General features: G+C 44.2%; 23 protein-coding genes. 16 read left to right on the top strand and 7 right to left on the bottom strand.

Going from position 1 to position 26185, the window contains the following annotated elements; genetic code table 11:
• Positions 1-45 precede the first annotated feature (45 nt).
• Complete coding sequence (locus EAL2_RS14040) at positions 46-2064, top strand: methyl-accepting chemotaxis protein (RefSeq protein ID WP_025436988.1); 2019 nt, start codon at positions 46-48, stop codon at positions 2062-2064.
• Between the two features lie 121 nt (positions 2065-2185).
• Here EAL2_RS14040 and EAL2_RS14035 read toward each other — a convergent pair whose 3' ends face one another.
• Positions 2186-3097 (bottom strand): DMT family transporter, encoded by a 912-nt coding sequence (locus EAL2_RS14035; RefSeq protein ID WP_025436987.1) that lies wholly within the window; start codon positions 3095-3097, stop codon positions 2186-2188.
• A 361-nt stretch (positions 3098-3458) separates the two neighbouring features.
• On the opposite strand from EAL2_RS14035, the gene EAL2_RS14030 reads away from it, so the two are divergent.
• The 3 genes from EAL2_RS14030 to EAL2_RS14020 all read left to right on the top strand — a co-directional run bounded on the left by EAL2_RS14030 (position 3459) and on the right by EAL2_RS14020 (position 5844).
• Positions 3459-4310: a DUF1002 domain-containing protein gene (locus EAL2_RS14030; RefSeq protein ID WP_025436986.1), complete on the top strand. Its 852-nt coding sequence runs from the start codon at positions 3459-3461 to the stop codon at positions 4308-4310.
• Positions 4311-4503: 193 nt separating this feature from the next.
• Positions 4504-5064, top strand: coding sequence for a copper amine oxidase N-terminal domain-containing protein (locus EAL2_RS14025; protein WP_041693229.1), 561 nt, complete (start codon positions 4504-4506; stop codon positions 5062-5064).
• 210 nt (positions 5065-5274) lie between these two features.
• Positions 5275-5844: an HDIG domain-containing metalloprotein gene (locus EAL2_RS14020; protein ID WP_025436984.1), complete on the top strand. Its 570-nt coding sequence runs from the start codon at positions 5275-5277 to the stop codon at positions 5842-5844.
• A gap of 106 nt (positions 5845-5950) precedes the next feature.
• Here EAL2_RS14020 and EAL2_RS14015 read toward each other — a convergent pair whose 3' ends face one another.
• The 4 genes from EAL2_RS14015 to EAL2_RS14000 all read right to left on the bottom strand — a co-directional run bounded on the left by EAL2_RS14015 (position 5951) and on the right by EAL2_RS14000 (position 9661).
• Entirely contained in the window at positions 5951-6397 is a 447-nt protein-coding gene (locus tag EAL2_RS14015) for an RrF2 family transcriptional regulator (protein ID WP_025436983.1), read from the bottom strand.
• 215 nt (positions 6398-6612) lie between these two features.
• Positions 6613-7770: a Card1-like endonuclease domain-containing protein gene (locus EAL2_RS14010; RefSeq protein ID WP_025436982.1), complete on the bottom strand. Its 1158-nt coding sequence runs from the start codon at positions 7768-7770 to the stop codon at positions 6613-6615.
• A gap of 39 nt (positions 7771-7809) precedes the next feature.
• Positions 7810-8589, bottom strand: a complete 780-nt coding sequence (locus EAL2_RS14005) for a potassium channel family protein (protein ID WP_051489282.1) — start codon at positions 8587-8589, stop codon at positions 7810-7812.
• Positions 8590-8803: 214 nt separating this feature from the next.
• Positions 8804-9661: a thermonuclease family protein gene (locus tag EAL2_RS14000; protein ID WP_025436980.1), complete on the bottom strand. Its 858-nt coding sequence runs from the start codon at positions 9659-9661 to the stop codon at positions 8804-8806.
• Between the two features lie 148 nt (positions 9662-9809).
• Here EAL2_RS14000 and EAL2_RS13995 point away from each other — a divergent pair, with 148 nt between their 5' ends.
• The 3 genes from EAL2_RS13995 to pdxT all read left to right on the top strand — a co-directional run bounded on the left by EAL2_RS13995 (position 9810) and on the right by pdxT (position 12223).
• Entirely contained in the window at positions 9810-10517 is a 708-nt protein-coding gene (locus EAL2_RS13995; RefSeq protein ID WP_025436979.1) for a M48 family metallopeptidase, read from the top strand.
• 225 nt (positions 10518-10742) lie between these two features.
• Positions 10743-11621 carry a pyridoxal 5'-phosphate synthase lyase subunit PdxS gene (gene pdxS / locus EAL2_RS13990; protein WP_025436978.1) on the top strand — a complete coding sequence of 293 codons (879 nt, stop codon included), beginning with the start codon at positions 10743-10745 and terminating at the stop codon, positions 11619-11621.
• Positions 11622-11623: 2 nt separating this feature from the next.
• Positions 11624-12223 (top strand): pyridoxal 5'-phosphate synthase glutaminase subunit PdxT, encoded by a 600-nt coding sequence (pdxT, locus tag EAL2_RS13985; protein ID WP_041693228.1) that lies wholly within the window; start codon positions 11624-11626, stop codon positions 12221-12223.
• 111 nt (positions 12224-12334) lie between these two features.
• On the opposite strand, the gene EAL2_RS13980 is transcribed toward pdxT, so the two are convergent.
• The gene (locus EAL2_RS13980; RefSeq protein WP_025436976.1) at positions 12335-12793 is read right to left on the bottom strand and encodes a hypothetical protein; all 459 of its coding nucleotides are present in this window, start codon (positions 12791-12793) and stop codon (positions 12335-12337) included.
• Positions 12794-13007: 214 nt separating this feature from the next.
• On the opposite strand from EAL2_RS13980, the gene glgX reads away from it, so the two are divergent.
• The 9 genes from glgX to EAL2_RS14975 all read left to right on the top strand — a co-directional run bounded on the left by glgX (position 13008) and on the right by EAL2_RS14975 (position 25343).
• Positions 13008-15140 (top strand): glycogen debranching protein GlgX, encoded by a 2133-nt coding sequence (glgX, locus tag EAL2_RS13975; protein ID WP_242842546.1) that lies wholly within the window; start codon positions 13008-13010, stop codon positions 15138-15140.
• A 238-nt stretch (positions 15141-15378) separates the two neighbouring features.
• Positions 15379-16350 (top strand): ABC transporter ATP-binding protein, encoded by a 972-nt coding sequence (locus EAL2_RS13970; RefSeq protein ID WP_025436974.1) that lies wholly within the window; start codon positions 15379-15381, stop codon positions 16348-16350.
• 120 nt (positions 16351-16470) lie between these two features.
• Entirely contained in the window at positions 16471-17688 is a 1218-nt protein-coding gene (locus tag EAL2_RS13965) for an IS256 family transposase (RefSeq protein ID WP_025434602.1), read from the top strand.
• A 176-nt stretch (positions 17689-17864) separates the two neighbouring features.
• Positions 17865-18557 (top strand): ABC transporter permease, encoded by a 693-nt coding sequence (locus EAL2_RS15270; RefSeq protein WP_084481346.1) that lies wholly within the window; start codon positions 17865-17867, stop codon positions 18555-18557.
• A gap of 187 nt (positions 18558-18744) precedes the next feature.
• On the top strand, positions 18745-18897 hold the full coding sequence (locus tag EAL2_RS15385; protein ID WP_148296002.1) for a hypothetical protein: 153 nt from the start codon (positions 18745-18747) through the stop codon (positions 18895-18897).
• 527 nt (positions 18898-19424) lie between these two features.
• Positions 19425-20372 (top strand): MBL fold metallo-hydrolase, encoded by a 948-nt coding sequence (locus tag EAL2_RS13950; RefSeq protein WP_025436972.1) that lies wholly within the window; start codon positions 19425-19427, stop codon positions 20370-20372.
• 167 nt (positions 20373-20539) lie between these two features.
• A complete protein-coding gene (locus EAL2_RS13945; protein WP_025436971.1) occupies positions 20540-22390 on the top strand; it encodes a DUF4153 domain-containing protein in 1851 nt (616 codons plus the stop codon).
• A 188-nt stretch (positions 22391-22578) separates the two neighbouring features.
• Positions 22579-23595 carry a polysaccharide deacetylase family protein gene (locus tag EAL2_RS13940; protein ID WP_025436970.1) on the top strand — a complete coding sequence of 339 codons (1017 nt, stop codon included), beginning with the start codon at positions 22579-22581 and terminating at the stop codon, positions 23593-23595.
• 47 nt (positions 23596-23642) lie between these two features.
• Positions 23643-25343, top strand: a complete 1701-nt coding sequence (locus tag EAL2_RS14975; RefSeq protein WP_025436969.1) for a putative glycoside hydrolase — start codon at positions 23643-23645, stop codon at positions 25341-25343.
• Between the two features lie 61 nt (positions 25344-25404).
• Here the strand turns inward: EAL2_RS14975 and EAL2_RS13930 are convergent, their stop codons facing one another.
• Positions 25405-25932, bottom strand: a complete 528-nt coding sequence (locus EAL2_RS13930; protein ID WP_025436968.1) for a hypothetical protein — start codon at positions 25930-25932, stop codon at positions 25405-25407.
• Positions 25933-26185 lie beyond the last annotated feature (253 nt).

Raw genomic sequence — 26185 nt, 5'->3', positions numbered from 1 at the left:
AGGTATATTCCAATTCAGAAAATTCAAAAATAGGAGGAAACAATTTTGGAAAAGGTTAAGGACATCAGCAAGGCCAAGCTAATTAAGGGCAGTATTAGAAACAAGCTAATAGCAATTATTTTAATATCCATAGTTGCCCAGCTTAGCGTCTTCGGTATATTTTCTTACAAGGCTGCATTTAGCTTATTGAATGACAAGCTTGCCATGACCACGCAGCAGACTATAAGTGAAACTGAAAAGTATGTAGATCAGTTTCTAGGCGTATTCGAAGCTGAAATCAACAGTCTGGAGGTTAATTCATCGATTCAAAGCTACAATCCTGCAGCAGGGGACGAGGCTCTAATCAGTGTACTCGAGAGCAATCCCAACATAATGAATACATATTTTGGCGAGGCAAACAAGCAGATACACATGTTCCCCCTCCAGGATCTGCCTGAAGGTTACGATCCAACGGAAAGAGGATGGTATAAGGACGCAATGGCTAATCCGGAGAGGTCAGTATGGACAGCGCCGTATGATGATGCTACTACGGGCAAGAAGATAGTCACTCTTGCAAAGGCTGTTAAAAATGATACGGGTGAAATAGTCGGGGTACTTGGAATAGACATCGACATTTCAGTCCTTTCAGACGTAATAAGCAGTACAAATATAGGCAGGGACGGATACATAATTCTCTCAGACGCAGACGGAATCGCGATGGTCCACAAAAATGAAAAGCTAGTAGGAACACCGCTGCTGGAAGAATTGGGACTTTGGGAAAAAATAGAATCTGGTAACACCGGATTTTTGGAATATAAGTATAATGAGGAAGACAAATTCATGTCATTTGCGACAAATGAAAGAACCGGCTGGAAGCTTGCGGCTGCAATGGAGGAAGCTGAGCTTCTTGCGGATACTGATATCCTGAAAAAATCGACGATGGCAAGTGTAGCTATAGGTACCATAATCGCAATCATTATTGCTCTTTACATAGCCAGAATGATAGCTGTGCCCCTCAACAAGGGTGTTTCCTACATCAAGACTATAGCTGAAGGCGATTTTACAGACAAGGTTGAAGATTCTTACATCAGCAGAGGTGATGAATTCGGAGAGCTTGCCAAGGCGGTGGGTATGCTGCAGTTGAACCTGCGCGAACTTTTGCACAACGTCAGGCTGTCAGCTCGGACTGTCAGTGAATCGGCATCTACTCTCTCAGATATATCGAATCAGTCGGCTGAGGCGGCGGATTCTGTCGCGAGGACAATAGAGGAGATTTCAAGGGGAGCGGAATCACAGGCTACCGACACGCAAAGGGGTTCAAAGAACGTCGAGGAGATAGCCATCATAATAGACAAGGTGTCAAGTGAGTCCAACAGCATAAAGTCTGCTTCTGAATCGGCTAATGAGCTTACAAAAAAGGGTTTTGAAATAGTAAGTCAGCTTGAACAAAAAAGCGCTGAAAGCAAGAATTCAACAGAAGAGGTAAACGATATAGTTACAGAGGTGGCCAAGAATGCCGAAGGCATAGGGATAATAGTTGAAACCATCACAGCAATATCCTCACAGACAAACCTGCTGGCCCTGAATGCCAACATAGAGGCGGCAAGAGCCGGAGAACACGGCAAGGGCTTTGCCGTAGTTGCTGAGGAGGTAAGAAAGCTTGCCGAGGAGTCCTCAAATTCCGCAGAGAAGATAAAGGAGATAATAGAGGTTATCCAGAGCAAGACTGCGCTTGCTGTTGGCGCAATGGACAAGGCGTATGCAGTGGTTGAAGAGCAGTCGGAAGCTGTTGAGCAGACGAACTCGATTTTCAAGGAGATATCGGAATCGATAGATCTGCTAGGGCAAAATGCAAACAAGATAAAAAAGGACAGCGGCGAAATGATAGCAGCCAAGGACGGGATAGTGGTCGTGGTGAACAACATAGCCTCGGCCGCAGAAGAGTCTTCTGCAGCTACTGAGGAGGTGTCGGCTGCCACAGAGGAACAGCTAGCATCAATGCAGCAGCTTTCAAGCCATTCAAGCGATCTTGAGAAGCTTTCAGGGGAACTGCTTAGGGCTGTTGAAAAATTCAAGATAGACTAATTCGAAGCAATTGAATTAATTTCATATTTGATTTATAAAAAAGGGATATACATTCTGCGATTCAGAATGTATATCCCTTTTAAAGTTGCATATTGCTAGCAGCAGAGAATGCTGCAGAGCGCTATGCCGCGTTTTTATTTTTCGAAAACCCCAGCTTCAGGCGCGGGAAGGAGTCAAGCTGGCTGAAAAGCGTTGAGCCTAGTATCAAAAGGCCTCCAAGAATCTGCTGGAGCGTCATCACCTCGCCGAAAACCATGCTTGCAAGCACCACTGCTGATATGGGGTCTATGTAGCTTAGTACAGCTATGCTCTGCCCGTCGATGTCCCTAATGGCAGAGAAGTAGTTGGCGTAGGCAATGCCGGTGTGGAGTATGCCGAGTGTCAGTATGAGCAGCCATGAAGTCATGTCCATGCCAAGTATTGCCCCGGCGCCTACATTTATGAGTGTAACAGGCAGCATCACAATGGCTGCAGTTGCAAGCTGCACGAGCGACGTCTCAAAGCCGCTGATACCCTTCATGCGCTTGCTTGTGAGTATTATGACTGCATAGAAAGCCGCTCCTGCAAGGCCGTAGGCGATCCCGAGCATGTGGTTGAAGCCTGTCTCGACTGGTTGTGCAGATTGGGACGAGAGTATAAGGTAAAGTCCAAGCATTGCCGCAAATACGCTTGAAATCTTCTTTGCTGTAAATTTTTCACCGAGCACAAGCGGAGAAAGCACTGCGATGAAAACTGGAGCAAAATAGTAGCTTAGTGTGGCGTTTGAAATTGTAGTGTATTTGTAGGCCTGGAATAGAAAGAGCCAGTTGAAGCCCATGGCAAGACCAGTAATCATAAGTGGTTTTATGTTGCTTTTTATGGCCGCTTTTGAATCTTTGTTGAGCATCCATATGCCAAGCACACCTAAGAATGCGCTGGCGGTAACAGCGCGAAGGAACGCTATCCCCATGGAAGGAAGATTTATTCCCCTCACAAGAAGCCCTATACTGCCCCAGATGAGCATGGAGATTACCACCCTTATTTTATTGTTCATGCATTTCACCCCTTTGAAATACAAGCATTCAGCCTCGGTTGTTTATATTTTCAATAGTGCATGCCTGCTTGAGAAATTATTTATATTTTAACGGAAAAAAATGTTCAAGTAAATAGAATTAAGATGATTCTAGAGAATATTCTGAAAATCATAAAGCAGGTCAGGCTGATTTAATCATTTTTTAATCTTTCGAATAAAACAGACAAAACCGAGTCCCGTCAAGGTTTTGACGGCGCTGGATGCCCGTGGATCCATTTATAGGCATTGATTTATTTTGCAATAATAATATAATTAGATTTGTAAAACATACAGCTATATTGAATTAAATTTTTAAAAGCAGAGTAAACAGGGAGATGAAAATATGAAAAAAGTGGCATTGGTTGCGGCTTTGATGCTTGCATTTACGACTATATTTGCAAGCGCGGACAGCTTCAAGACTGTGAGTATCGGAGCAGACCTTTCAGAGCAGCAGAAGCAGAAGATGCTTGATGTGTTCGGTGTGTCTGAGGAGGACGCGCTGTTTGTAACTGTTACTAACGACGAGGAGAGAAGCTATCTTAGCGGCATAGCGCCTGAACCCATGATAGGAAGCAAGGCCATATCGTGTTCATACGTTGAGCCTCAGGGCGAGGGAAGCGGACTTCAGGTGATGGTCAAGAACCTTACATGGGTTACAGAGGACATGATAGCCAACTCGCTTGCTACGGCAGGAGTCAAGGATGCGAAGGTTGTTGCGGCTGCTCCTTTCAGCGTATCTGGAACTGCTGCGCTTACAGGCATAATGGTGGGTTTTGAGAAGGCCACCGGAGAGAAGCTCGACGTTGACGCCAAGGATGCGGCTAACAGGGAGATGGTAACGACTGGAGAGCTTGGAGAGGAACTTGGCAAGGACAATGCCGTTAAGCTTATGAACGAGATTAAGCAGGAGGTTATAAAAAACAACCTCTCGAGTCCTGACGACATAAGGACTATAATACAAAAAGTCGCAGACCACTACGGCGTGACTCTTTCCGAAGACCAGATAAATCAGATAATCGACGTAATGCAAAGAATAAGCAAGCTCGACATAGACATAAACGACATATCAAACCAGCTTAAGAACATGGGCGACAAGCTCCAGACGCTTATAGAAGAGAGCGAGGAGACCAGGAATATGCTCCAGCAAGTGCTCGACATGCTCAGCGGTCTTATATCGAAGCTGAAGTTCTGGTAGAATTATCCGGAAATAAATAGCTGAATATATCATAAAAGACCCTTTGGGAACACATTAAAGTGCATACCTCAAGGGTCTTTTTTTATTGCCTAAGTGGGCAGGTCTGTTTTAATTTGATGGCAGGGGAACTTTTTCAAAATACCCAAGTCTTATATGTATGAAGGCAAAAAATATTCAAAAAGGAGAAATTGACATGAATTTCAAAAAAAGCATAACGACAGGGCTTGCAGCCTGCATGATACTCGGGAGCCTTACAGCTTCCCACGCAATGTATGATCCTAACATGGACTACTCGAAGCTGGACCCCAATAAGCCAATGATACTCAAGGCTGACACGCCCATGCTCATTTCGGAGCAGGGCGGCGAGGCTTCGCATGCATCAGAAGCCTATACAGTAGCCGGAGCGATAAGCGTGGGCGGCGACGAGCTCTCTGCAAAGGCAATCAAAAAGGAAGATGGCACTATAATGATACCGCTAAGGGCGGTGGCCGAGAAGCTGGGGTATGAACTTAAATGGAGCGGCAACGACAAGCCTATAGAGATTGTAAGGGGGCCGCAGTGGACGACTGTTACAATAGGTAAGAACAGCTATTTCTTTGCCAAAATGGCTCCGATGCAGCTTAAAAGCGCGCCGGTGCTCTATGATTCTGCAACCTATGTTCCGGTTGAGTTCATAGGCGAGATATTTAGGACGGAATACAAAATAGGCGATAACGGCGCTATTTCAGTGGAATTGCCGGACGGACAGAAATAGACCGACAAAAATTGCATAATAGCATTTTCTTATTAAAAGGGCTGTCTCTATATGATCATCGAGTCATAAGAGGCAGTACTTTTTTGCAAATTAAGCTAGACTGCTCTGGCATTGACAAGCATGCAGGTAGTGAATATAATACATCCTAAGGAACTAAACATATATGACTTATATGTTTAGAATGGAAAAAACAAACTGGGGGAATGCGCAATGTCAATAAAACCGAACAGGCAGCAGGCCTGGGAGCTGCTGAATGAATTTACCAAGACTGATTATCTCTTAAAGCATGCGCTTACTGTTGAGGGCGTAATGAGATATTTTGCAAGACTCTTGGGAGAGGAAGACGTGGACAAGTGGGGCGTGGTTGGGCTGCTGCATGATCTTGACTACGAGATGTATCCTGAAGAGCATTGCGTAAAGCTCCAGGAGATACTCAGGGAGAGGAACATAGACGAGGAATACATACACGCCACGGCAAGCCACGGGTACGGCATCGTCGTTGACATAGAGCCTGAGCACACAATGGAGAAGGTGCTCTATGCAATAGACGAGCTTTGCGGCCTGATACACGCTGCGGCAATAATGCGCCCTTCAAAGAGCGTAATGGACCTTGAGCTCAAGTCCGTAAAGAAGAAATACAAGACTCAAAGCTTTGCGGCAGGAGTCTCAAGAGATGTAATTGAGCGCGGACTTGAGATGCTCGGATGGGACATCGACTATGCAATAAGCCATACCATACTTGGCATGAGGGAAGTGGCCGAAGAGATAGGATTGAAATAGCATTGCAATAATGCGGTGCAGAGCGAGGTCGGCAAAAATAATAGAGTGCGCAACGAGGCTGTCAAAACAAATGGCAGCAGCGTTGCGCACTTTTTTAGAGCTCTCACTATATGTAGAACATTAGGTAATTGTCGCCCTTGTGCCTCTCTGCTTCGCCCACCAGGTCAGAAAGCGTCACGCTGTCGAGCGCCTTGGCGATCGCGCTGTCGAGCTTGTTCCAGACTGATGCCTCCATGGCCTTTTCTATTTCAACTGGGCCGCTGGAAATGGAGCTGTCTGTCTTTTCGAACAGGCTATGCTCGGTGGCGTGCAGTACGTCGCCGGCTGTTATCATGTCGGGAGCTTTAGAAAGCTGGTATCCTCCCTGGGCCCCCTTTACGGAGTTCACAAGCTCGGCTCTTTTTAGGAGAGAAAAAACCTGCTCGAGATATATTTTAGAAATTCCGAGTCTTTCAGCTATGCTTATAATAGAAACATATTCGCCGCTGTTGGCAACCTGCGCCAGGGAAACCATAACGGCAAGCCCGTATCTTCCCTTAGATGAAATCTTCATAATAGGCCTCCAATACATACCAATCATATATGTTTTATATTTATGATAATGCAAGCCAGCTGACAAGTCAATCCTCCAAAATCATAAGTCGTAATAAGACAGAATGCTTGATGCGGAATATGGATGAGCTCGATTTTTGTGATGGAAAAAAGAGGCGGTTTCTGTATAACAGAAGCCGCCTCAACTATTTCTTGTGAACATGAGTCTTTAGCAGTCTACATCTTTGCAAACAGCTGCTTGAATTTTTTGTAGAACATATTGAGATTCCCGTCGAATACAATAAGATGAATATTCATGTGGTTAGCCCTTTCCACAACCATCTTCTTGTTAGGCAGTGAAGTTGCTACGAGTATCTTTATGGCAGATGTACCGCCCAGTTTATAGGCTTGCAGCTCGAGCTCGTGAAGCGTATTCTCATCGTATCTTTGCGAATCCTTGCAGGATATTGCCACGAGGCGGCCTTTGAAAGCTGCCATGACATCTATTTCATTGCTTAATGGATTGTCGGATTTGTCCCAAAGAAGTGTAACTCCGCTTTCTATGTCATCCATTACTTTCAAGTGCTTTACAACACTATAAGTCAGGGCTTCAAGCCATGAGCCGTATGTCATGACATAGTGCTTGAAATCAAGAGACTTGAAGTTCAGAAAATATCTTGATTTGCCCTGCTTGTCCATTTTTATGAGCTTGAATCTGTGAAGGGCGTATATATATTCAAGGAGCAAACTTTTATTCTTTGGGTTGAGGTTTTTCATGTCTAATAGCACACGAGTTTCGCGCTCGTTCTCGCCAAATGTCTTAAGCAACGCCTTGTCTTTGATTATTCTGTTTATCCGGAGCCACTTTGGATAATTTTGAACCTGCCAGGAAAGTATGCCGGCTATCTCTTCGCTGTCGAACATGGCGGTAGACTTGTGATAGACTATGCCTCCGCCGCTCTCAATGAAATCCTCAACCTCGAAGCTCACTTCCTTGAGAGTCAGCTCGCTGCACGACCCGTTTTCTATCATTACAGCCCGGTTGTCCCTTTCGGAGAATATGAACACCGGGTATTTCCTGTGAGAAGCTTCCTTGAGGAAGGCTATGGCCACAGGATGCCCGTTTGACAGGTCCAAGACGATATCGCCTTTTTCTACTCGCGCTATTTGCTCGAGAGTATCAACGATTGCGCTGCAGCTGTAACAGTCAACACGCCTGTCTTTTATGATAAGCTTTGGATATGTGTTGTTTAAGAACTCGCTTATGTCAGCAAGATCGTACATGTCGCGTTTGCTGCCGGAGTGTATAAGATATACTCCGCTTGGATTAAGCTTTTTGATTGCCACAAGCAATGATATGTTTCTTCTGTTTACTAGTCCGACGATTACACTCATGTTATCACCCGTATTCTTATATGATTTATTGTATGATTACTATTGTCTCTTTTTTCTAATATCATCTACAAATTCCAGAACAATTTGCAGCTCTTCGCTGCTCATGTCGGAGAGATTCAAAATTCCACGAGTTGTTTTTACTGTCTGCTTTATCTTGTTGCCTATGAAATAAGTCGCTATCGTACCTGTGAGCATACCGGCAAAGCCCATCCCAACTATCATCTGAAGCGAGGCGATAAGTCTTCCGTATGTGGTTACTGGCGCTATATCCCCGTAACCTACGCTTGATATGGTTACAAAGCTCCACCACAGCGCGTCTTCGAACGAGTGGACTGAAAGTCCGTACTCGAAGTGGTATATGCCTATGGCTCCGAATATTATCATGGCGATAGTGATGTAGATGACGTATATCAGGCCGTTTGTATATATGAACTTGTTTATGTTGAACTTGAACTTTTTTATTAGAGCGAAAAAGCGGAAAAGCTTTATAACACGTATAAAGCGCAGCACCCTTACGAACCTTACAATCCTGAAAGCCCTTAAGAAAGCATTGAAGGGTATTATCGAGATCAGATCGGGTATGTTTTTTCTCACAAAAAGCCGCTTGTTATCTGCCTTGAAAAGCCGTGTGAAATAGTCTAGTGCGAATATTATGAGTATTACAAGCTCCGTATAGTAAAATTCGTTGTAGCCTGTGTGCATGTTGATTTTTCCTGTGACATCGAGGAATGCTATAACAACTGCAATCAGCGCGAGCACTGCCATGAAGAGTTCATAACCAAGGTGAATCTTTTCTTTATTAAGCAATTTATTTTTCATATCTCTTCATAGAATTTCTTCGCCCTCTCGGGATTTTCTGAAGCCACGTCTATATGGACTATAGTTGCCATAAAATCACTCCCTATTTTAATATTTACAGTAAAAATACCCTCAATCAGAGGGGAATAATCCTAATAAAAAAACTATGCCCGATTTTGAAGACATAGTTTTTGTGCAGAATTATTATGTTTTGGTTTTGTCTGATTTTGGGCGACTAGGGATTGCACACCTTGCAAGGCACATAGCCTGAGTTTATTGCATCCTGCCTGTGGGAAAATGTAACCCTGTTTGCAGGGCTTATCTTTTGAGCCCATTCGCAGTCGGCGTCATGGAACTTCATCGAGTTTGAATTGCCCATGAAGGCATATGCAGCCTGCGCCGGTGGCGTTGGAGCATTTGAGGCCGAGGAACTGCCGCCCGAAACGCTTGACGGAGGAGAGGAAGCAGCGCTGTCTCCCCAAAAGCCTTTTTTGAGCTCTCTCGCCTGTCTTTCGAGAGCCTTGAAGTCGTCTACATACTTTACGTTTGGAGGGAATGTGGCTATCTTGGCATAGCCTTCGGACAGGAGAGTCTTGTTGAACATGACGCCGTCTATCCAAACATAAGCCAGCAGCCTTCCATACTTGTCGCGCTCCTCTGCGTCGAATTCGAGCTGGACGGTTTTTCCTTCAAGCTTTGATTTGGTGAACTCGGAGGCTATTTTGCCCTCCGGTGTATTTTTTGACTCGTCGGCATGGACGCTCTCTGGTGTATTTATTCCTATCATTCTGACCTTTTCAGACTTGCCTCCGAAGCTTACAACAATGGTATCCCCGTCGACAACGCGCAGCACCTTGTATGATTGAGAGGCTAAGGCGCTATTTTGACCAACTTGGGCTGAGTCTTGCGCTGCCTGGTTGGAATCCCCGGCTGCTGCATCGCCTGTGTCTATAGGGGATTCGTCCTGTTGCTGACTTTCTTCTGATACAACATATTGCTCCTGATTGGCGCTGCATCCGGAAAACAGCATGCTGAAAATGAGCAGGGCTACGAGTGTAAATGACTTAAGGCGCCTGTTTTTAACTAAATACATAAGCAAACACTTCCATATCTTAGATTTGCGCCCCTCCGCGAAGGAGCGGCCGCACTTTTTTACAAAACAGATTATACAACAAAACTGGCGATTCTGATATTGTTTTTTTAAAGTGGCCCTTCGCGGCGCATAGTTATATAATAGAGATATGAAGATAGAATACGAAAAAAGTATAATAGAATTTACAGTTGAATACAGGAAAAGAAGGTCATTTGAGATAAGGGTCAAGCCTCCCGGAACGGTGAGCATTGTTGCGCCCAAAGGTGCCAAAGAAGCAGAGGTGGTTAAGCTTGTAGAATCAAAGGCGAAATGGATAGTCCGGAAGCTGTCTGAAATAAGGGAGATGGAATCCAGAAGGTGCAAACGGGAGTATAAAGACGGGGAGACTTTCATGTACCTTGGAGAGGATTGCCAGTTGCAGGTAGTGTGCGATAAGAGAGTTGCAAAGCCGATTGTCAAGCTCTCACAAGGCGGGCTTCGCGTCGAGACAGGTACAAGCGACAAGGAGTATTTGAGAGCGGTGCTGGAAAGCTGGTACAGACAAAAAGCCGCAGAAAATATTAAAGGGCGAGTTGGCCACTTTAGCAAATTAATAGGAGTAGAGCCTAACGTAATAAGGATTAAGGAGCAAAAGAAAAGATGGGGAAGCTGCAGCTCGATAGGGAATCTCAACTTCAACTGGAGGTGCGTAATGGCTCCGATTGAAGTGATAGACTACATAGTTGTGCACGAGCTGTGCCATCTTGTGCATATGAACCATTCCAGCGACTATTGGGCGCTTGTAGGGCGTATAATGCCAGACTACCAAAGACGAAGGGAATGGCTCAGGATCAACGGAATCACAATGGAGCTTTAGTATAAAGCGAGCAAAGAAATGAGGCCAGAGACACTTTTGAACAGGGAGTGTCTCTTTTCATGCAGTAAAGCGAAAAAGAAAGCAAATTGTATGGTTACAAAGCGCGTTTGTTGTTTATTTCATGAAACTGTATTGCCAAAACACCCCTGACGGTGGGATAATTGAGAACAAGAAAAGCATTTACATGAAAATTGTATCAATACACTATATAGGGGGAAGTTAAAAATGAACAACAGATATGAATTGAACAAGAATCTTGCACAGATGCTTAAGGGCGGAGTAATAATGGACGTAACAGACGCGGAGCAGGCTGGAATAGCTGAGGCAGCAGGCGCATGCGCAGTAATGGCTCTAGAGAGGGTTCCTGCAGACATAAGAAAATTCGGCGGTATAGCAAGAATGTCTGATCCAAAGCTTATAAAAGAGATACAGGCGGCAGTTTCAATACCTGTAATGGCAAAGGTTAGAATAGGCCATTTTGTGGAGGCTCAAATACTTGAGGCTCTTGAAATAGACTATGTGGACGAGAGCGAAGTGCTGACGCCGGCAGATGACAAGCTTCACATAAACAAGAAGGACTTCAGCGTTCCTTTCGTATGCGGAGCCAAGAACCTTGGAGAGGCTCTAAGAAGAATAGGTGAAGGCGCTTCAATGATAAGAACTAAAGGCGAACCGGGAACAGGAGACGTTGTCGAGGCTGTTAAGCACATGAGAGCCATGACTTCTGCAATAAACACAGTTGCATCAATGGGCAGGGAAGAGCTTATGAACTTTGCTAAGGAAATAAGCGCTCCGTATGATCTTGTAGTATACGTGCATGAAAACAAGAGCCTTCCGGTTGTAAACTTCGCAGCAGGCGGAATAGCTACTCCTGCAGATGCTGCAATGATGATGCAGCTTGGATGCGACGGTGTTTTCGTAGGCTCGGGCATATTCAAGTCGGGAGATCCTGCAAGAAGAGCCCAGGCTATAGTCAAGGCTGTTACAAACTACAACGATCCTAAGATGCTTGCAGAGCTTTCTGAAGATCTTGGAGAGCCAATGGTTGGAATAAACATAAGCACGATGCCTGAAGAAGACAGAATGGCCGGCAGGGGTTGGTAAAAATGAAAGAACGCAAAGACTTGAAAATAGGCATACTATGCATGCAGGGAGCGTTCCGCGAGCACAAAAACTCGCTGGAAAGGCTCGGCGTCCAGGTTGTTGAAATAAGAAAGGCATCAGACCTTGAAGGTATTGACGGCATAGTACTTCCAGGAGGCGAAAGCACAGCGATAGGCAAGCTCATAACCGAGCTTGGCATCAAGGAAAAGATGCAGGCTATGATAGAAGGCGGAACGCCTGTGTGGGGAACATGCGCCGGAATGATACTTCTTGCAAAGAAGATAACGGGGCAGGATTTGGTTCACATGCCTGTAATGGACATAGAGGTTATGAGAAATGCCTATGGAAGACAGCTTGGCAGCTTCAATGTGAACTATATGATGGTAGGCATCGAGGGAGAAATCCCTATGGTATTCATAAGGGCTCCTTATATAAAGGAAGCCGGCAAGGACGTAGAGATACTTTCTGTAGTTGACGGCAACATTGTTGCGGCAAGGCAGGGCAATATGTTTGTAACCTCGTTCCATCCCGAGCTTACAGACGACCTAAGGACACACGAGTATTTTGTCGACATGGTAAAAGCTTACAAAGAAAATAAATAATGAAAACCCTGAACTATAAAAACAAAGGTGCAGAACAACAGATCTAAGCATATAGAGCTGTTGCTCTGCACCTTTTGTATTCCAAACGAAATGCTTGCAGTGTATCCACGGTTATCCTGCGAGCTCAAGATAGTCCTCATAAGCAGCATAGGTCTGCTCCTTAATATATTCGAACAGATATCGGCTGAGCATGGCCAGGCCGCCAATGTCCATTTGTTCGTGAAGCTCATGCCTTTTGTAGTATCTGACAACGCCGTCGTATAAAACCTGGCATCTCATGTTCTCTTCAAGAGCAGAATTAAATATGCTGTCCTCCTGCAGCTTGTATTTGCTGCATAAAGCATACCTTGCCGAATCCTGGGCTTCCTTAGTATGTGTGGAGAAGATACTGCATATTATGTTTTCCACGGCCTTGCCCCTGTAGAAGCGACAATCATCCTCGTATGTTTTCTCATAGTCAATCAGCAGCCGTATCACTTCTGGGAGATCTTTCTTTAATTCGAAATCCGCAATGCTGTCAAGCTCATCAAGTCTGTCTATTATCTCTTCGTCTGTTAATACTCCATACATTTTCATCACTCCTTCGCTGAATGGCTTGAATTCAAGATCAATGTATATGTTAGGATATATACCCACGCTTAATTAAATCAAAAAGACTTATCAAAACATAATGTCGGTACACGCAGGCTTTGCGGGTATTAATACAAATGCCAACGTGTGTTTGCAAACTCAACGTGAAATATAAGGGTTTGTTTTTGGCTGTGAAAGGAGTGGGCATATGGACATGGAGAAAATGGAAAATCGGGCAAACTACGACAATTTAATAGAGTTGTATACAAAAACCCTGCAGCCGATTGAAGAGATAAACGGCTTCAAAGTCAGGCCGGGTTTTTTCGATGAAAATGGGGCGGTTGTAATCCCTGGCGGGGTGAGCTTTACTGTTCATTCGCGTAACGCAACCTCATTCAAGCTGGCACTTTTCAAGAGGGAGGCGGCTGAGCCTTATGCAATAATTCCGTTTCCGGACAATTACAGGGTGGGAGACGTTTATTCAATGATTGTATTTGGACTGGACATAGACGATTTCGAATACGCCTATATAGTGGATGGGCCGTACGAGCCGGAAAGAGGCTTGATATTTGACAATTCGAAATACCTCCTGGATCCGTATGCGAGGGCTGTCGCCGGCCAGAGAAGATGGGGCATGAAACCACACTACGGAATGCAGTACAGGGGCAGGGCGGTAGCAAGCGACTTCGACTGGGCAGACAGCAGGCAGCCCCACATTCCAATGGAGAACCTTGTGATATATGAGCTTCATGTCAGAGGGTTTACTATTCATGATTCTTCCGGTGTGAAAAATCCCGGAACATTTGCAGGTTTGGCCGAGAAAATACCGTATCTGCTGGAGCTGGGAGTAAACGCGGTTGAACTTATGCCCATCTTCGAATTTGATGAGATGAGAGACCTGCGGACTGTGGGAGGGAAAAAGCTTCTCGACTACTGGGGTTACAATCCCATATGCTTTTTCGCTCCAAACACCAGTTACAGCGCGGAATTAGAGTATAACAGGGAAGGCTGCGAACTTAAAAAACTGATAAAGAAATTGCATGAAAATGGTATAGAGGTCATACTGGATGTTGTTTTCAACCATACCGCCGAAGGCGGCGAGAAGGGGCCGTTCATATCCCTAAAGGGCTTTGACAACAGCGTATACTATATGCTGGCCCCAGGCGGAAAATACTATGATTTCAGTGGCTGCGGAAACACTCTAAACTGCAATCATCCGATTGTGCAAAGGATGATTCTGGATTGCCTGAGATACTGGGTCATTGAGTACAGGGTTGACGGCTTCAGATTTGATTTGGCATCTATACTCGGAAGAAACGAGGACGGCACGCCAATGGGCAATCCGCCATTGCTTCAGAATCTGGCTTTTGACCCTATTCTTGCAAATGTCAAGCTCATCGCAGAAGCCTGGGATGCCGGCGGCCTCTACCAGGTGGGAACCTTTCCTTCATGGAACCGCTGGTCGGAGTGGAATGGAAGGTACAGGGATGACATAAGACGGTTTTTAAAGGGGGATTCAGGCATGGCTTTTGCCGCGGCAGAGAGAATCGGAGGCTCGCTAGACATATACGACCCAAAGCACAGGGGATTGAGCGCATCCGTTAATTTCATCACCTGCCACGACGGTTTCACATTGAATGACTTGTACTCCTACAACAGCAAGCACAACGAAGAAAATGGCTGGGACAACACGGACGGCGAGGACTACAACAACAGCTGGAACTGCGGCGCTGAGGGCGAGACCGTAGATGAAGAGGTGCTTGAGCTTCGCAAAAGAATGATGAAAAACGCCTTGGCAGTACTCCTCTCCAGCCGAGGAACGCCGATGCTGCTAGTGGGAGACGAATTCAAAAGAACGCAACGCGGAAACAACAATGCCTACTGCCAGGACAACGAGATTTCATGGCTGAACTGGAACCTGCTGCAGGAAAATGGCGAAATGTTCCAGTTTGTAAAGAACATGATAAAGCTCCGCAAAAAGCATCCCGTGCTCAGGCTATGTACCGGTGCTGCCTACTGCGGATTGCCTCATGTCAGCAAGCATGGAGTGAATCCCTGGTATCTTGACGGCGGCAAGGAGACAAGAGTCATTGGAGTGATGTTCGCGGGGAGGAACCAGGACGATTCGGCTGACGAAATAATATATGTCGCAGTCAATTCACACTGGGAAAACCAAACCGTTGTGCTGCCCGGGCTGCCAAAGGGCATGGAGTGGAGGCTTGCTGTAAATACAGCAGGAGCCGCCGGAGAAGAGTTCATGGAGCCGAGTGAGAAATTGCCCGGGACGGACTCTAAAATAGAAATGGAACCAAGAAGCGTCGCTGTCCTAATTGCTGAGCTATTATAATGGAATTTGGGTATAAATGAATCATGGTAATAGTAAAGAGAGCCATTGAAAAATTAAAATCATAAGTTATAGCATTGCTTTAAAATACATACAAAAATACCTCTGATGAAATATAGTTCGATATGCTTACTATAAACATTTGAGGTTTTTTTATTATCTAAATTTCAGAAGATTGATTTTGGAAGGTTAATTATAGAATCAAATTATTTATTTTGCAAATGTAAAGGAGAGTGAGATTTTGAACACCAATATTATTGAAGTTAGAAATTTAAGTAAACAATTCGGAAACTTTCAGGCGGTCAGAGAGGTTAGTTTTTCAGTTGAATCAGGTGAGATTTTTGCTTTTCTTGGTCCAAATGGCGCAGGCAAAACAACGATCATCAACATGCTAACCGGTCTTGCGAAACCTACATCGGGCTCGATTTATATTGCTGGTTGCGATGGCATTAAGGACATCAAAAGCGTGCAGCAAGCGATTGGGGTTGTCCCAGATGAGAGCAACCTTTATGAAGATTTAAGCGGTTATGATAACCTCGTATTCTGCGCATCCCTTTACGGTATGGGAAAGAAAGACCGCGAAGCAAGAGCAAGAAAACTGTTGGAACAGTTTGATCTTGCTGATACGGGTAACCGCCCCTTTAAGGCTTATTCCAAAGGTATGAAAAGAAAACTTACCATTGCCGCCGGAATCATCCACGCGCCCAAAATTCTATTTCTTGACGAGCCTACGACTGGAATTGATGTTGAAAGTGCAAGGCGAATTAGAAGGCTTGTTAGAGATCTTAACGGCAATGGAACAACAATTTTTTTGACGACGCATTATATTGAAGAAGCAGAGAGGCTTTGCAGTAGAGTTGGATTTATTGTCTATGGAAAGGTTGTCAGAATTGATAGTATAGGAAATCTCATGAAAAAGGATGAAAAAGAATATGTCATCGAATTCACGCTAGAAAATCATGATCCCTCCCTTTATAAAGCTATGATCCAGGCTTTCCCAGGGGTCAAGATTAATAGGATTGATAACCAAAAGCTCAGAATCATTCCAAAAGAAAAGGTAGCCCTTGCACCATTTATTAATTTCTTTGAGGAATTTCACAAGCCGGTTTATGAAGCGAGAATCATCCGACCAACCTTGGAGGATGTTTTCGTAAAAATCACCGGAATTGAGCTCGCGAAAATGAAAAAAGAGAAGGAGGGGCAAAAAAAATGAATCAATTGACTGCCTTTTGGAATATATTGATGAAGGACATGGAGTGTGTAAAATAAAGTGTGTATCTTCCTTGGAATTGATATAATCAAACTATCATTCAAGGAGGTATGCACTTTTTATATGGGGATTTTAAGTAAAGATCAAATAAGACAAATGATAAAGCATTACGGAATCAAGGATGCAAAGGACATCCATGAGGCTCTTAAGGACATGTTTTCAGAAACAATCCAGGAGATGCTTGAGGCTGAACTTGATGAGCACCTTGGATATTCAAAATATGACTATAAAAACAAGGAAACGACTAATAGCCGAAACGGCAAAAGAAGCAAGAAGATACTATCAGACCTTGGGGAGTTTGAAATCGAGGTGCCAAGAGATAGGGACGGTGATTTTGAGCCTGTGGTTGTAAAAAATCATCAAAGAAGCGTATCAGGAATAGAAGACCAAGTAATAGGAATGTATGCAAAGGGCATGACAACAAGAGACATAGCAGCTCAGCTAGAAAAGATATACGGGATAGATGCTTCTCCCACACTAATATCAAAGATAACAGATAAGATCCTTCCACTTGCTCAAGAATGGCAAAATCGGCCGCTAGAGCCGATTTATCCGATTATATTTATGGACGCGATACACTATAAAGTCAGGCAGGATGGCAAGGTTATCTGCAAGGCCGCATACGCAGTAATAGGAGTCAACATCGAGGGCAAAAAGGATGTACTTGGCCTTTGGATAGGGGAAAACGAGACAGCCAAGTACTGGCTGCAGGTTCTAAACGACTTGAAAAACAGGGGCGTAAAAGACATCCTTATAGCATCAATAGATGGGCTAAACGGCTTCTCTGATGCGATAAGAGCGGTTTTTCCAAACACGGACATACAAAGATGCATAGTCCATCAGATAAGAAACTCGCTAAGCTATGTATCATACAAGGACAGAAAAGCCTTCGCAAAAGAGCTCAAGGAAGTGTACTCGGCCATAAACGAGCAAACAGCCCTAATAGAGCTTGAAAAGCTCGAAGAAAAATGGGGTGAAAAATACTATATAAGCCTAAAATCATGGAGAAACAACTGGGATGAGCTTTCGGCTTATTTCAAGTATCCTGATGAAATCAGAAAAATAATCTACACGACAAACTCCATGGAGAGCTACAACAGGCAGCTTAGAAAAGTGACCAAAAGCAAGAGTATATTCCCAAGCGATGATTCTCTATTCAAGAGCCTGTACCTTGCAACGGCTGATATCACCCAGAAATGGTGTACAAAACTGCGAGACTGGCACCTGATTCTGGCCCAGTTAAGCATATATTTTGAAGACAGGATTAACCCGTATTTGTAAAAAAAAAGACCATTAAATGTTGGCACTCTAGTTATTTTCACCAAATGGAAAAATATTTAATTTAAGTAATAAAAAGCCTGGAAGGCTCATATTTAAAAGCTTTCCAGGCAACCAACCAATAAAACAATATATCTTTTTTAAGGAATCATACACATAATTATTGACAGACTCAGGACATGAAAACATATTATCTTAAGCCACCGAACATAAGCTGGGGAATAATTTTTCCTATATCCTGGACGCTAATGTTTTTTGTAAGATCAGAAAGTGCTGTTGATATAAGAGGCATACTTCCAGGCGTTATGGCACTGTCCATCCTATTTGGAACAACCTCAATGCTTTCTGTCACGATCACCTTTGAAAGAAAAAGCCGTTCTTTCGAGCGACTTTTGCTTGCTCCTATCAGCCTAAATTTGCTTATGCTTGCAAAAACAACCGGGGCTATCATTTTTGGAATAATCAATGCATTTATCCCTGTTCTATTTGCTTCATTTATGGTTAATCTGTCAGGAATAAACTGGCTAACAACATTTTTGGGTGTGGTGTTTATAGCTGTGACATCTACTTTTCTGGGTCTATTTATTGCAGTTTCAGTTAGTGAAGTATTTGAAGCACAAACATTTTCGAATTTTTTCCGATTTCCGATGATGTTCCTTTGTGGTTTATTTATTCCAATAAGTAACTTGCCAGCGTTGATTAGACCTTTGTCATATGTTCTGCCATTGACTTATGGAGCCGACATTCTTAAGATATCGATTAATAATGTGGGGATATTCCAGCCTTGGGTTAGTTTCTCTGTGTTGCTTGCCTTTAGCTTTGGATTTTTCATGATCAGCACCAGAAACATAAAGAGAAGATGGATCTATTGAAAATAAGGCAGCAACACTGTAACATTTAAGTATAAAATTTGTGACAATTATTGACTAACTGAGCGGAATAAGCCAAAGCTTAAAATGGCATATGCAAATTTAAGTTTAAATGATATTTATAGTGGTATTATATAAATGTATAATAAATTGAGTTTGACTAGTTTATTTTATATGGAGGTGTATTAAAATGACTGAAAAAAATGTAAGCCTTGAGGAAAGAATCAAAGAACTCGAAGCTCTTTTGAAGGAAAAGGATGAAATGATAAATAAATTGCAAGCTGAGCTCAAAAGAAAAGAAGTGCAGTGCCACAGATTAGAGCGCGCGGGAGACGATTACTAGACAAATGGAAATTTTTAGAGTTGTTGTTAATGTTTATTAATATTTGAATGTTTCATGAAATTAGAGTTGCTTAAAAAAACATGGTATTCGCATTATAAATAGGTCCCTATGTCAAGGACATTAAAAAAAGAGACTAAGAAGATACCCTCATGCCACAAATGTGATATGCGGGTATTCTTTTATTATTTATCAGTGCAAAAATGGTGGCTAGTTAACCCTATGGCATTCATAGGAATTGCAATAGCCTATTACTTGCCCACTACGAAAATCCCCCATGCGGCTCATGTCTTGCTTAGTACATGGGCATCGCTTTTTCATGTTATGATGGCTAAGGGGCATTATTTAGGCTCATACGAGATTGTCATCATTTTTGTATTCCTTTTTCTTGCTGTGTGGATTCCATGCTGCACAAGTGATATTGTTTTCCCTTTGCTATTTGTCAAAGAAAAGGTTGCTACAAAGAAATAGTGCTGACTTAATGCAAAACAGGCAGGCCTTTTATAGTATGAGAAGGTGTGATATACAGAATGAAAATAAAAATAATAGGAACTGAATCATTAGGCGTGAGAGGATTGAGCTGCATTGTTGAGATTGGAAGCAGGAAAATATTTATAGATCCGGGGCTTGCTTTGGGATACTTAAGAAACGGACTTATGCCTCATCCCGTACAAGTCGGCGTTGGGCGTATAATAAGGAGTAGAATACTGGAAGAATTAACAGATGCCACGGATGTTGTCATAAGCCATTTCCATGGTGACCACGTACCTCTATACGATGCAAATCCATACCAGCTTGCAGTGAATCAAGTTAAAGAAATTCAGTCGAATTTCAAAATATGGGCCAGTAAATGTGCTGAATCAAATGATAAAATTAAAAAAAGGGAAGAGGGTATTATTTTAGGCCTAAAGAAAGATATTTATGAAGCCAAAGGGTGGATTGATGATTCTTTATATTTCTTTGACCCTGTACCACATGGCGAGCTGAACACACATCAAGGCAATGTTACAATGACTAAGATTACAGATGGTGAAAATGTATTCATTCATGCTTCGGATATCCAATTGTTGGCCGATTCTACAGTAAACAATATATTAGAATGTGAACCGGACATAGTTTTAGCCAGCGGACCGCCCATTTACCTGGAAAACTATATGAAGGGCAGAACGGAAAAAGCCTGGAATAATGCACTTAAACTGGCAAGAGGTGTCAGTACACTAATACTTGACCATCATTTGCTTCGCAGTGAAGAAGGCTTGGAATGGCTTGTGAAGCTCTCGGAATTATCAGGCAACAGAGTAATATGCGCCGCTGATTTCGTGGGAATTGAGAGACATTTGCTTGAAGCAAGGAGGTCAAAGCTGTATGAGGATATGCCAGTGCCTGATGATTGGCATCATTTATATGCAGAGAATAAAGTTGACGCAGAAGTATATCTTGATGCGGCAAGGGAAAAATATGAGTGGTTTAGATATTGAACAAGGAAGTGCCAGAGGCATCCGACGTAGTATGGGTGTTTTTTTAATGTTTTTGCATTGAGACAGCTGCTGTAATTATAATACAAGATATATATTATCAAATACTGGGTATATTAGAAAATATAAATATAATTTCATGGAATATATTAGGAAGGTAGGTGCATACTATGAGTGCTTTTACCAAATCAATATCACAAATATTTGAAGGCGCGGTCAAATCCGTCAAGACATTCCCTGCTGCCATTGCAAGTGCCCTGGCATTCGCAATAGTGACTATGGTAAGGATACAGCTTGACTGGCCGGAGCAGGAGGCCTACAACTTCCTGTTCAACTGTTTGCATCTGTCTTTTGCACTGGGCGCTATTTTCAGCCTGACGGCCATCACAGCGGCTCAAAGCCGTTACAACGATGCTAAGTCATTTATGATAGCCAACCTTATGGGGATTGTTGTGGTGGTCGCAACTTTCCTTATGCTGTATTTCTTTGGGGGGACAGATCCTTCTGTGGATGCATCCCGCTACGCCAGAGTCACAGTGCTGGCCGCAACACGTGTCAGCGCAGCAATGCTTGTTAGCTTCCTGGCATTCATAGTGCTGGCAGGCTATCCAAAGGAACAGTCGGACTTTTCGCGCTCCTTTTTTATGACTCACAAGGCGTTCTTCATCGCCATGATATACGGCGGCGTTATAGAGGCCGGCGGCGCAGGAGTGGCAGGCGCGGTGCAAGGCTTGCTTTACAGAGACATGAGCGGAAAGGTTTACATGTATATCGCAACAATCGCAGGCTTCCTGGCTTACGCAATTTTCATAGGTTATTTTCCGGATTTCCGCAAGGGAGCCGTTGACGAAAAGCGTGAAGTAGCTCAAAAGCAGCCGAGGTTTATTGAAATTCTTTTTGAATATATAATGATTCCAATAGCGATGGCACTGACAGTCGTACTGCTGCTCTGGTCTGGCAAGACAATTGTGACCGGAGAGGTTGTTCCCTTTATACGGCTTTCTGCTATAGCGACAAGCTACGCTGTTATAGGAACCTGGCTTCATATAATGGTAACCCACAGCGAAGCGGGAATCGCGAAATTTTATCGAAAGATTTATCCTTTCACTGCGCTGGTGATACTAGCATTCGAGGCTAGATCACTTCTGATGCAGCTTGGCAAGTCAGGTCTTAAAACTGCCGAATATTCATTCATACTGATTTGGATTATTGCCGTAACTGCAGCCATACTGCTTATATTTAGAAAGGCAAAAGCCCATAAGCCCATTATTGTGTTAGCCTGCGCCCTGGCTGTTTTCTCGGTTCTGCCGCTGGTAGGCTACCATGCGCTCCCGGTCGCATCACAAGTGAGTCGCCTTGAAAATATTCTAGTCAGCCAGAACATGCTGGAGGGAGGCAAGCTGATTCCTGCAAAGAGCGAGCCGGAAAAGACTGTTAAAGAGGCAATTACAGATGCTGTAGTGTTCCTGGCATACGCCCCGGATGCTAAGCTGCCTGTATGGTTTGACAAGAGCCTAGGCCAAAGCGATGTATTCAAAGAAAGGCTCGGCTTCGAGCAGACATATCCTGAGCCGGATTACGAGCCGGGAGGCGGCTATTTGGGAACCCATCTGTCGCTGCCGGCCGAGGCAATAGATATAAGTGAGTACCGCTGGGCTGTCAACATGCAGGGTGAAAAGGAGACCGCCGCAGTGACAATACAAGGTGAAAAAGGCACATACCGCATAGAGTGGAGGGTTGATTCGCAAACTCGAATACCGACAATAAATATAAGGCTGGGCGAGAGGGTAATAATCGAGCAGAACCTGAACGCTTATATCGACAGGATAACTGAGAAATATCCGCCTGGCAAGTCGGAATCAAGGAAGGCGACTTTCGAGGACATGAGCTACAGGCTGGAAACTCCAGAGGTGACAGTGCTTCTTGTGTTCAATAATGTAGATATCAGTGTTGATCCTGAGCGTGACAATATAGACTACTGGTTCGACTTGAGAATGCTCTTTATGAATGAAAACCCTTAAGCTGTAGAGTTATGAATTAAGAATCTATTAAAAAGGCTTGGATGCTAAGACATCTAGGCCTTTTTTGCTATAAAGGGCAGTTTGGATGCTATTGGCTGGAATTCCTGTATGCAAGTATGATAAACTATTGTTACACTATTAAAAATAGCCTCATACACGAGGACTGACATCACAAGCGAGGTTTACATATGAAAAGTATAATACTAACTCTTATTATAAGCAGCTTATTATTGACTGGCTGCGGCAACCAGGAGGTCTCGTCTGCCGGCGAAAAGGCCGCAGCTGATCCAAAGGCGAGCATCGACCTGGAGCTAAAACCGAACGAGGCTGGAAAAATCATGGTGCTCATGTACCACAACATCGGCAGTGAGGAGAGCGAATGGACAAGGACTCCAGCCAATTTCATCAGGGACCTTGAAATCCTTTATGAAAAAGGCTACAGGCCGATAAGCCTGAGCGACTATGTTACGGGGAATATCACAACGGAGCAGGGCTTCACCCCTGTCGTAATAACCTTCGACGATGGCAACAAGAATAATTTCGAGTACCTGGAAAACGGGGAAATAAGCAAGGAATGCGCCGTGGGACTGCTGCTTGATTTCCACGAAAAGCACAAGGATTTCCCTCTGGAGGCTACATTCTTTGTCGATGGCAACAGGCCCTTCAGGCAGGGAGGTCTGGAAAGCAAAAAGCTGAAATTCATAATAGACAGCGGAATGGACATAGGCAACCACACCTTAGGCCATATGAACCTGAAAAGCGCAGCTGCAGAAGAAATGCAGGAGCAGATAGGTTCGCAGGCTCAGTATCTGCTAGGGCTGATAGATAAAGAAGGCTATGAGATAAACACTCTGGCGCTTCCGTTCGGGGGAAGGCCGAAGGATGAGTCATTGACCGGCTATTTGTCTTTAGGAAGCTTCAACGGAGTCGCATATGAAAACATAGCGGTGCTCAACGTGGGATGGCATCCGGGGCAATCGCCATACAATGCAGAATTCAACCCTGCAAGCATTCCAAGGATAAGGGGAAGCGAAACTAAAGTTGACAGCGTTGGTCTCTACGACTACCTTGACTATTTCGACAGGAATCCGCAGGAGAAATTCATAAGCGACGGCGTCGCAGGAATAATTACGATTCCCGAGGATAAAAGGGAATCAATAGACTCTGCGGTTGAAAGGGAAATATATACATACAATTTAAAATAGCAAATCTAAAAATAGCAAATCAAAAATAACTTCAAAAGGATGATACGATGAAAAAAAATAAGCTGATAACGACAATGCTTCTGCTTGTATGCCTTTCTGTGGGATTGCTGGCTCAGGGCTGCTCGCCTCAGGGTGCCGCAAAGACAATGGCAGGCTCCGAAGAGAAAAAATTTGAAGATATGCCTGAAAAAGAGCAGGAAAAACTCATCAAGGAAAGAGAAGAACTTGAGGCCCAGCGAAAAGCGCAGCTTGGCGAATTCTATGTGCCGCTTCCGCCGCTTGAGCAGGAGAGAGAAGAGAAGACAGTAAAGGCCAAGGCGCTGTACCTTACGGCAAACGTGGCGGGCTTTGGATTTGACGAGGGAAACATCGACTATTATGCGAATTACATAAAGGCTGTAAGCGGCGAATCAGGCCAGCCTGCAGACGCAAGCCGTTTGGGTGAAATCAACAAGCTGGAAAAGGCTCTTGCGATATGCAAAAGCACGGAGGTCAACGCGCTTGTAATAGACGTGAAAAATGACCACGGGAGCGTAACCTGGAACAGTGACATAGAGCTTGTAAATCAAATCAAGTCAAACCAGGGAGCCGCACTTAAGGATTACGGAAAGCTCATGGATTACCTGAAGAAAAACGACATATACACTATTGCAAGGGTTGTGGCCTTCAAGGATCCGTATTTTGCGCAGGCAAAGAGCGAGCACGCCATACAGCTCAAGGCTGGCGGAGCCTACAAGGACAGGGCCGGCAACGTGTGGGTCAATCCGTTTGACGAGTATGTATGGAAATATGTCGTGGCCGTTTCCCAGGAAGCGGCGCTGAGGGGCTTCGACGAGATTCAGTTCGACTATGTGCGCTTTCCCGACGGAGCAAGCCATTACAATCCTATAACGGAATTTCCCGGCAGAAACGACAGGGACAAGGACGAGGGGATAGAGCAGTTTCTAAAGTATGCCAGCAAGGAGCTCGAGCCCTACAAGGTCCATTTGGCGGCTGATGTGTTTGGCTTTATTACCCATTCCTGGGACGACAAACCCGAGGACATAGGGCAGACCTGGAGGAAGATAGCAAACCAGGTCGAATATATATGTCCTATGATATATCCAAGTCATTACGGCCCGGGAGTTTACGGCTTTGCAGTGCCAGATCAGCACCCGTATGAGATTCTGCAGCTCTCGCTGATTGAGGCCATAGAAAGAAACGCTGCGCAAAAGAACCCGGGCAAAATAAGGCCGTGGATACAGGGCTTTACAGCATCGTGGGTTAAGGGCTACATAAGCTACACTCCAAAGGCCATATCAGACCAGATAGTGGCGGGCACGGAGCTTGGGGTTGACGAATATATAATATGGAACGCTGCATGCAACTACGACCCCATGACCTTCTTCTATCACGACAGAGTAAACATGGAGTTGAGAAAGCCGGGCCAGGACAGCCTGCTGAAGACGCCGGAGATGGCAGTTAGAGAATATCTCGAGGCCGAGAAGAAAAAGAACTATAGCCGCATATACCTTATGACTCCGCTTGGCAAAAGAGCGGCTGATTACGACGAGTTCGTCGCTGAAATGGGAAATAGCCCTGTCTCTCTTAAGGGCTATGAGCTCCTTGGAGTTGCAGAAAAGGGCGAAGGGGAATACGCTGCAAAGGTTAAAGCCGATTTTGCGGCAACTGACGGAACACAGGAATCCAAGGAAGTGGAGTACAAAATAATCCTTGAAAAGGATATGTACAAGATAATAAAGCCATAATAAAAAAGGGCCATAAGGCCCTTTTTAAATGCAATTATACTATTTGACGGCTTTGAAAATATCAGCGCTGATCCTCGGAGCCTTTGCGTATGACCTTGTATTCTCCGGTTTCCGTATTCAAGTCGTATATGCTGAAATTCGTTTCAATATCAAAGCCCTCGTAGTGCACCGCAAGGTTGATGGAGGCAGAACCCTCCTTGCCGCTGACGATGCGGTGGAAAACATACCTTGGCCACACAAGTATTGCGCCGCCTTCATAGAGCAACTCGCCGTTTTTATACACTGCATGCGGTGTTACTGTGAAATTTTCTATCCTGCCGTGCTCTGGCGTATATACTTCGATAAAGCGTGACCCGTGAAGCACAAGCAGATTATCATCCTGATACGTATGCATATACCATGGGCGGGCTGTATCTCCAACAGGACCGGGAGACTGCGCCGAGCTCTCATGAAGCACACGATCCACTGCGTCGATATGAGGAACTATGTCCATTGGTAAAATGTCGAACACAACGCCAGGCGTTCTTCTCAAAGGATCAAGACGATATACCTTGTAAAGCCCCGGAATTTCATCGATTAGCATACTCATAAAATCACTCCCTTGCTATATAATTGACTCTTGCCTAAAGTCTAACACAGTGCATTTTTTCATGCAAATCTTAACGAAAAAAAATAGCGGCAGCAAAAGAAGATAGCTGTGCTCCTGAAAACAGGAAATTATGCCCATGAAAATTTCGTGCTTTAAATATATAATTGGAAGTGAAAGTGGGTATAGTAAAATGAAAAATGTTTTCTAATAGAGAAACCAGAACAGCTCTTATGGCATTCGCTGGAAATATAGA

It is taken from the genome of Peptoclostridium acidaminophilum DSM 3953 (assembly GCF_000597865.1).
In the GTDB taxonomy this organism is placed as follows: Bacteria; Bacillota; Clostridia; order Peptostreptococcales; family Peptostreptococcaceae; genus Peptoclostridium_A; species Peptoclostridium_A acidaminophilum.
This window is presented reverse-complemented; position numbering and strand designations above follow the sequence as displayed.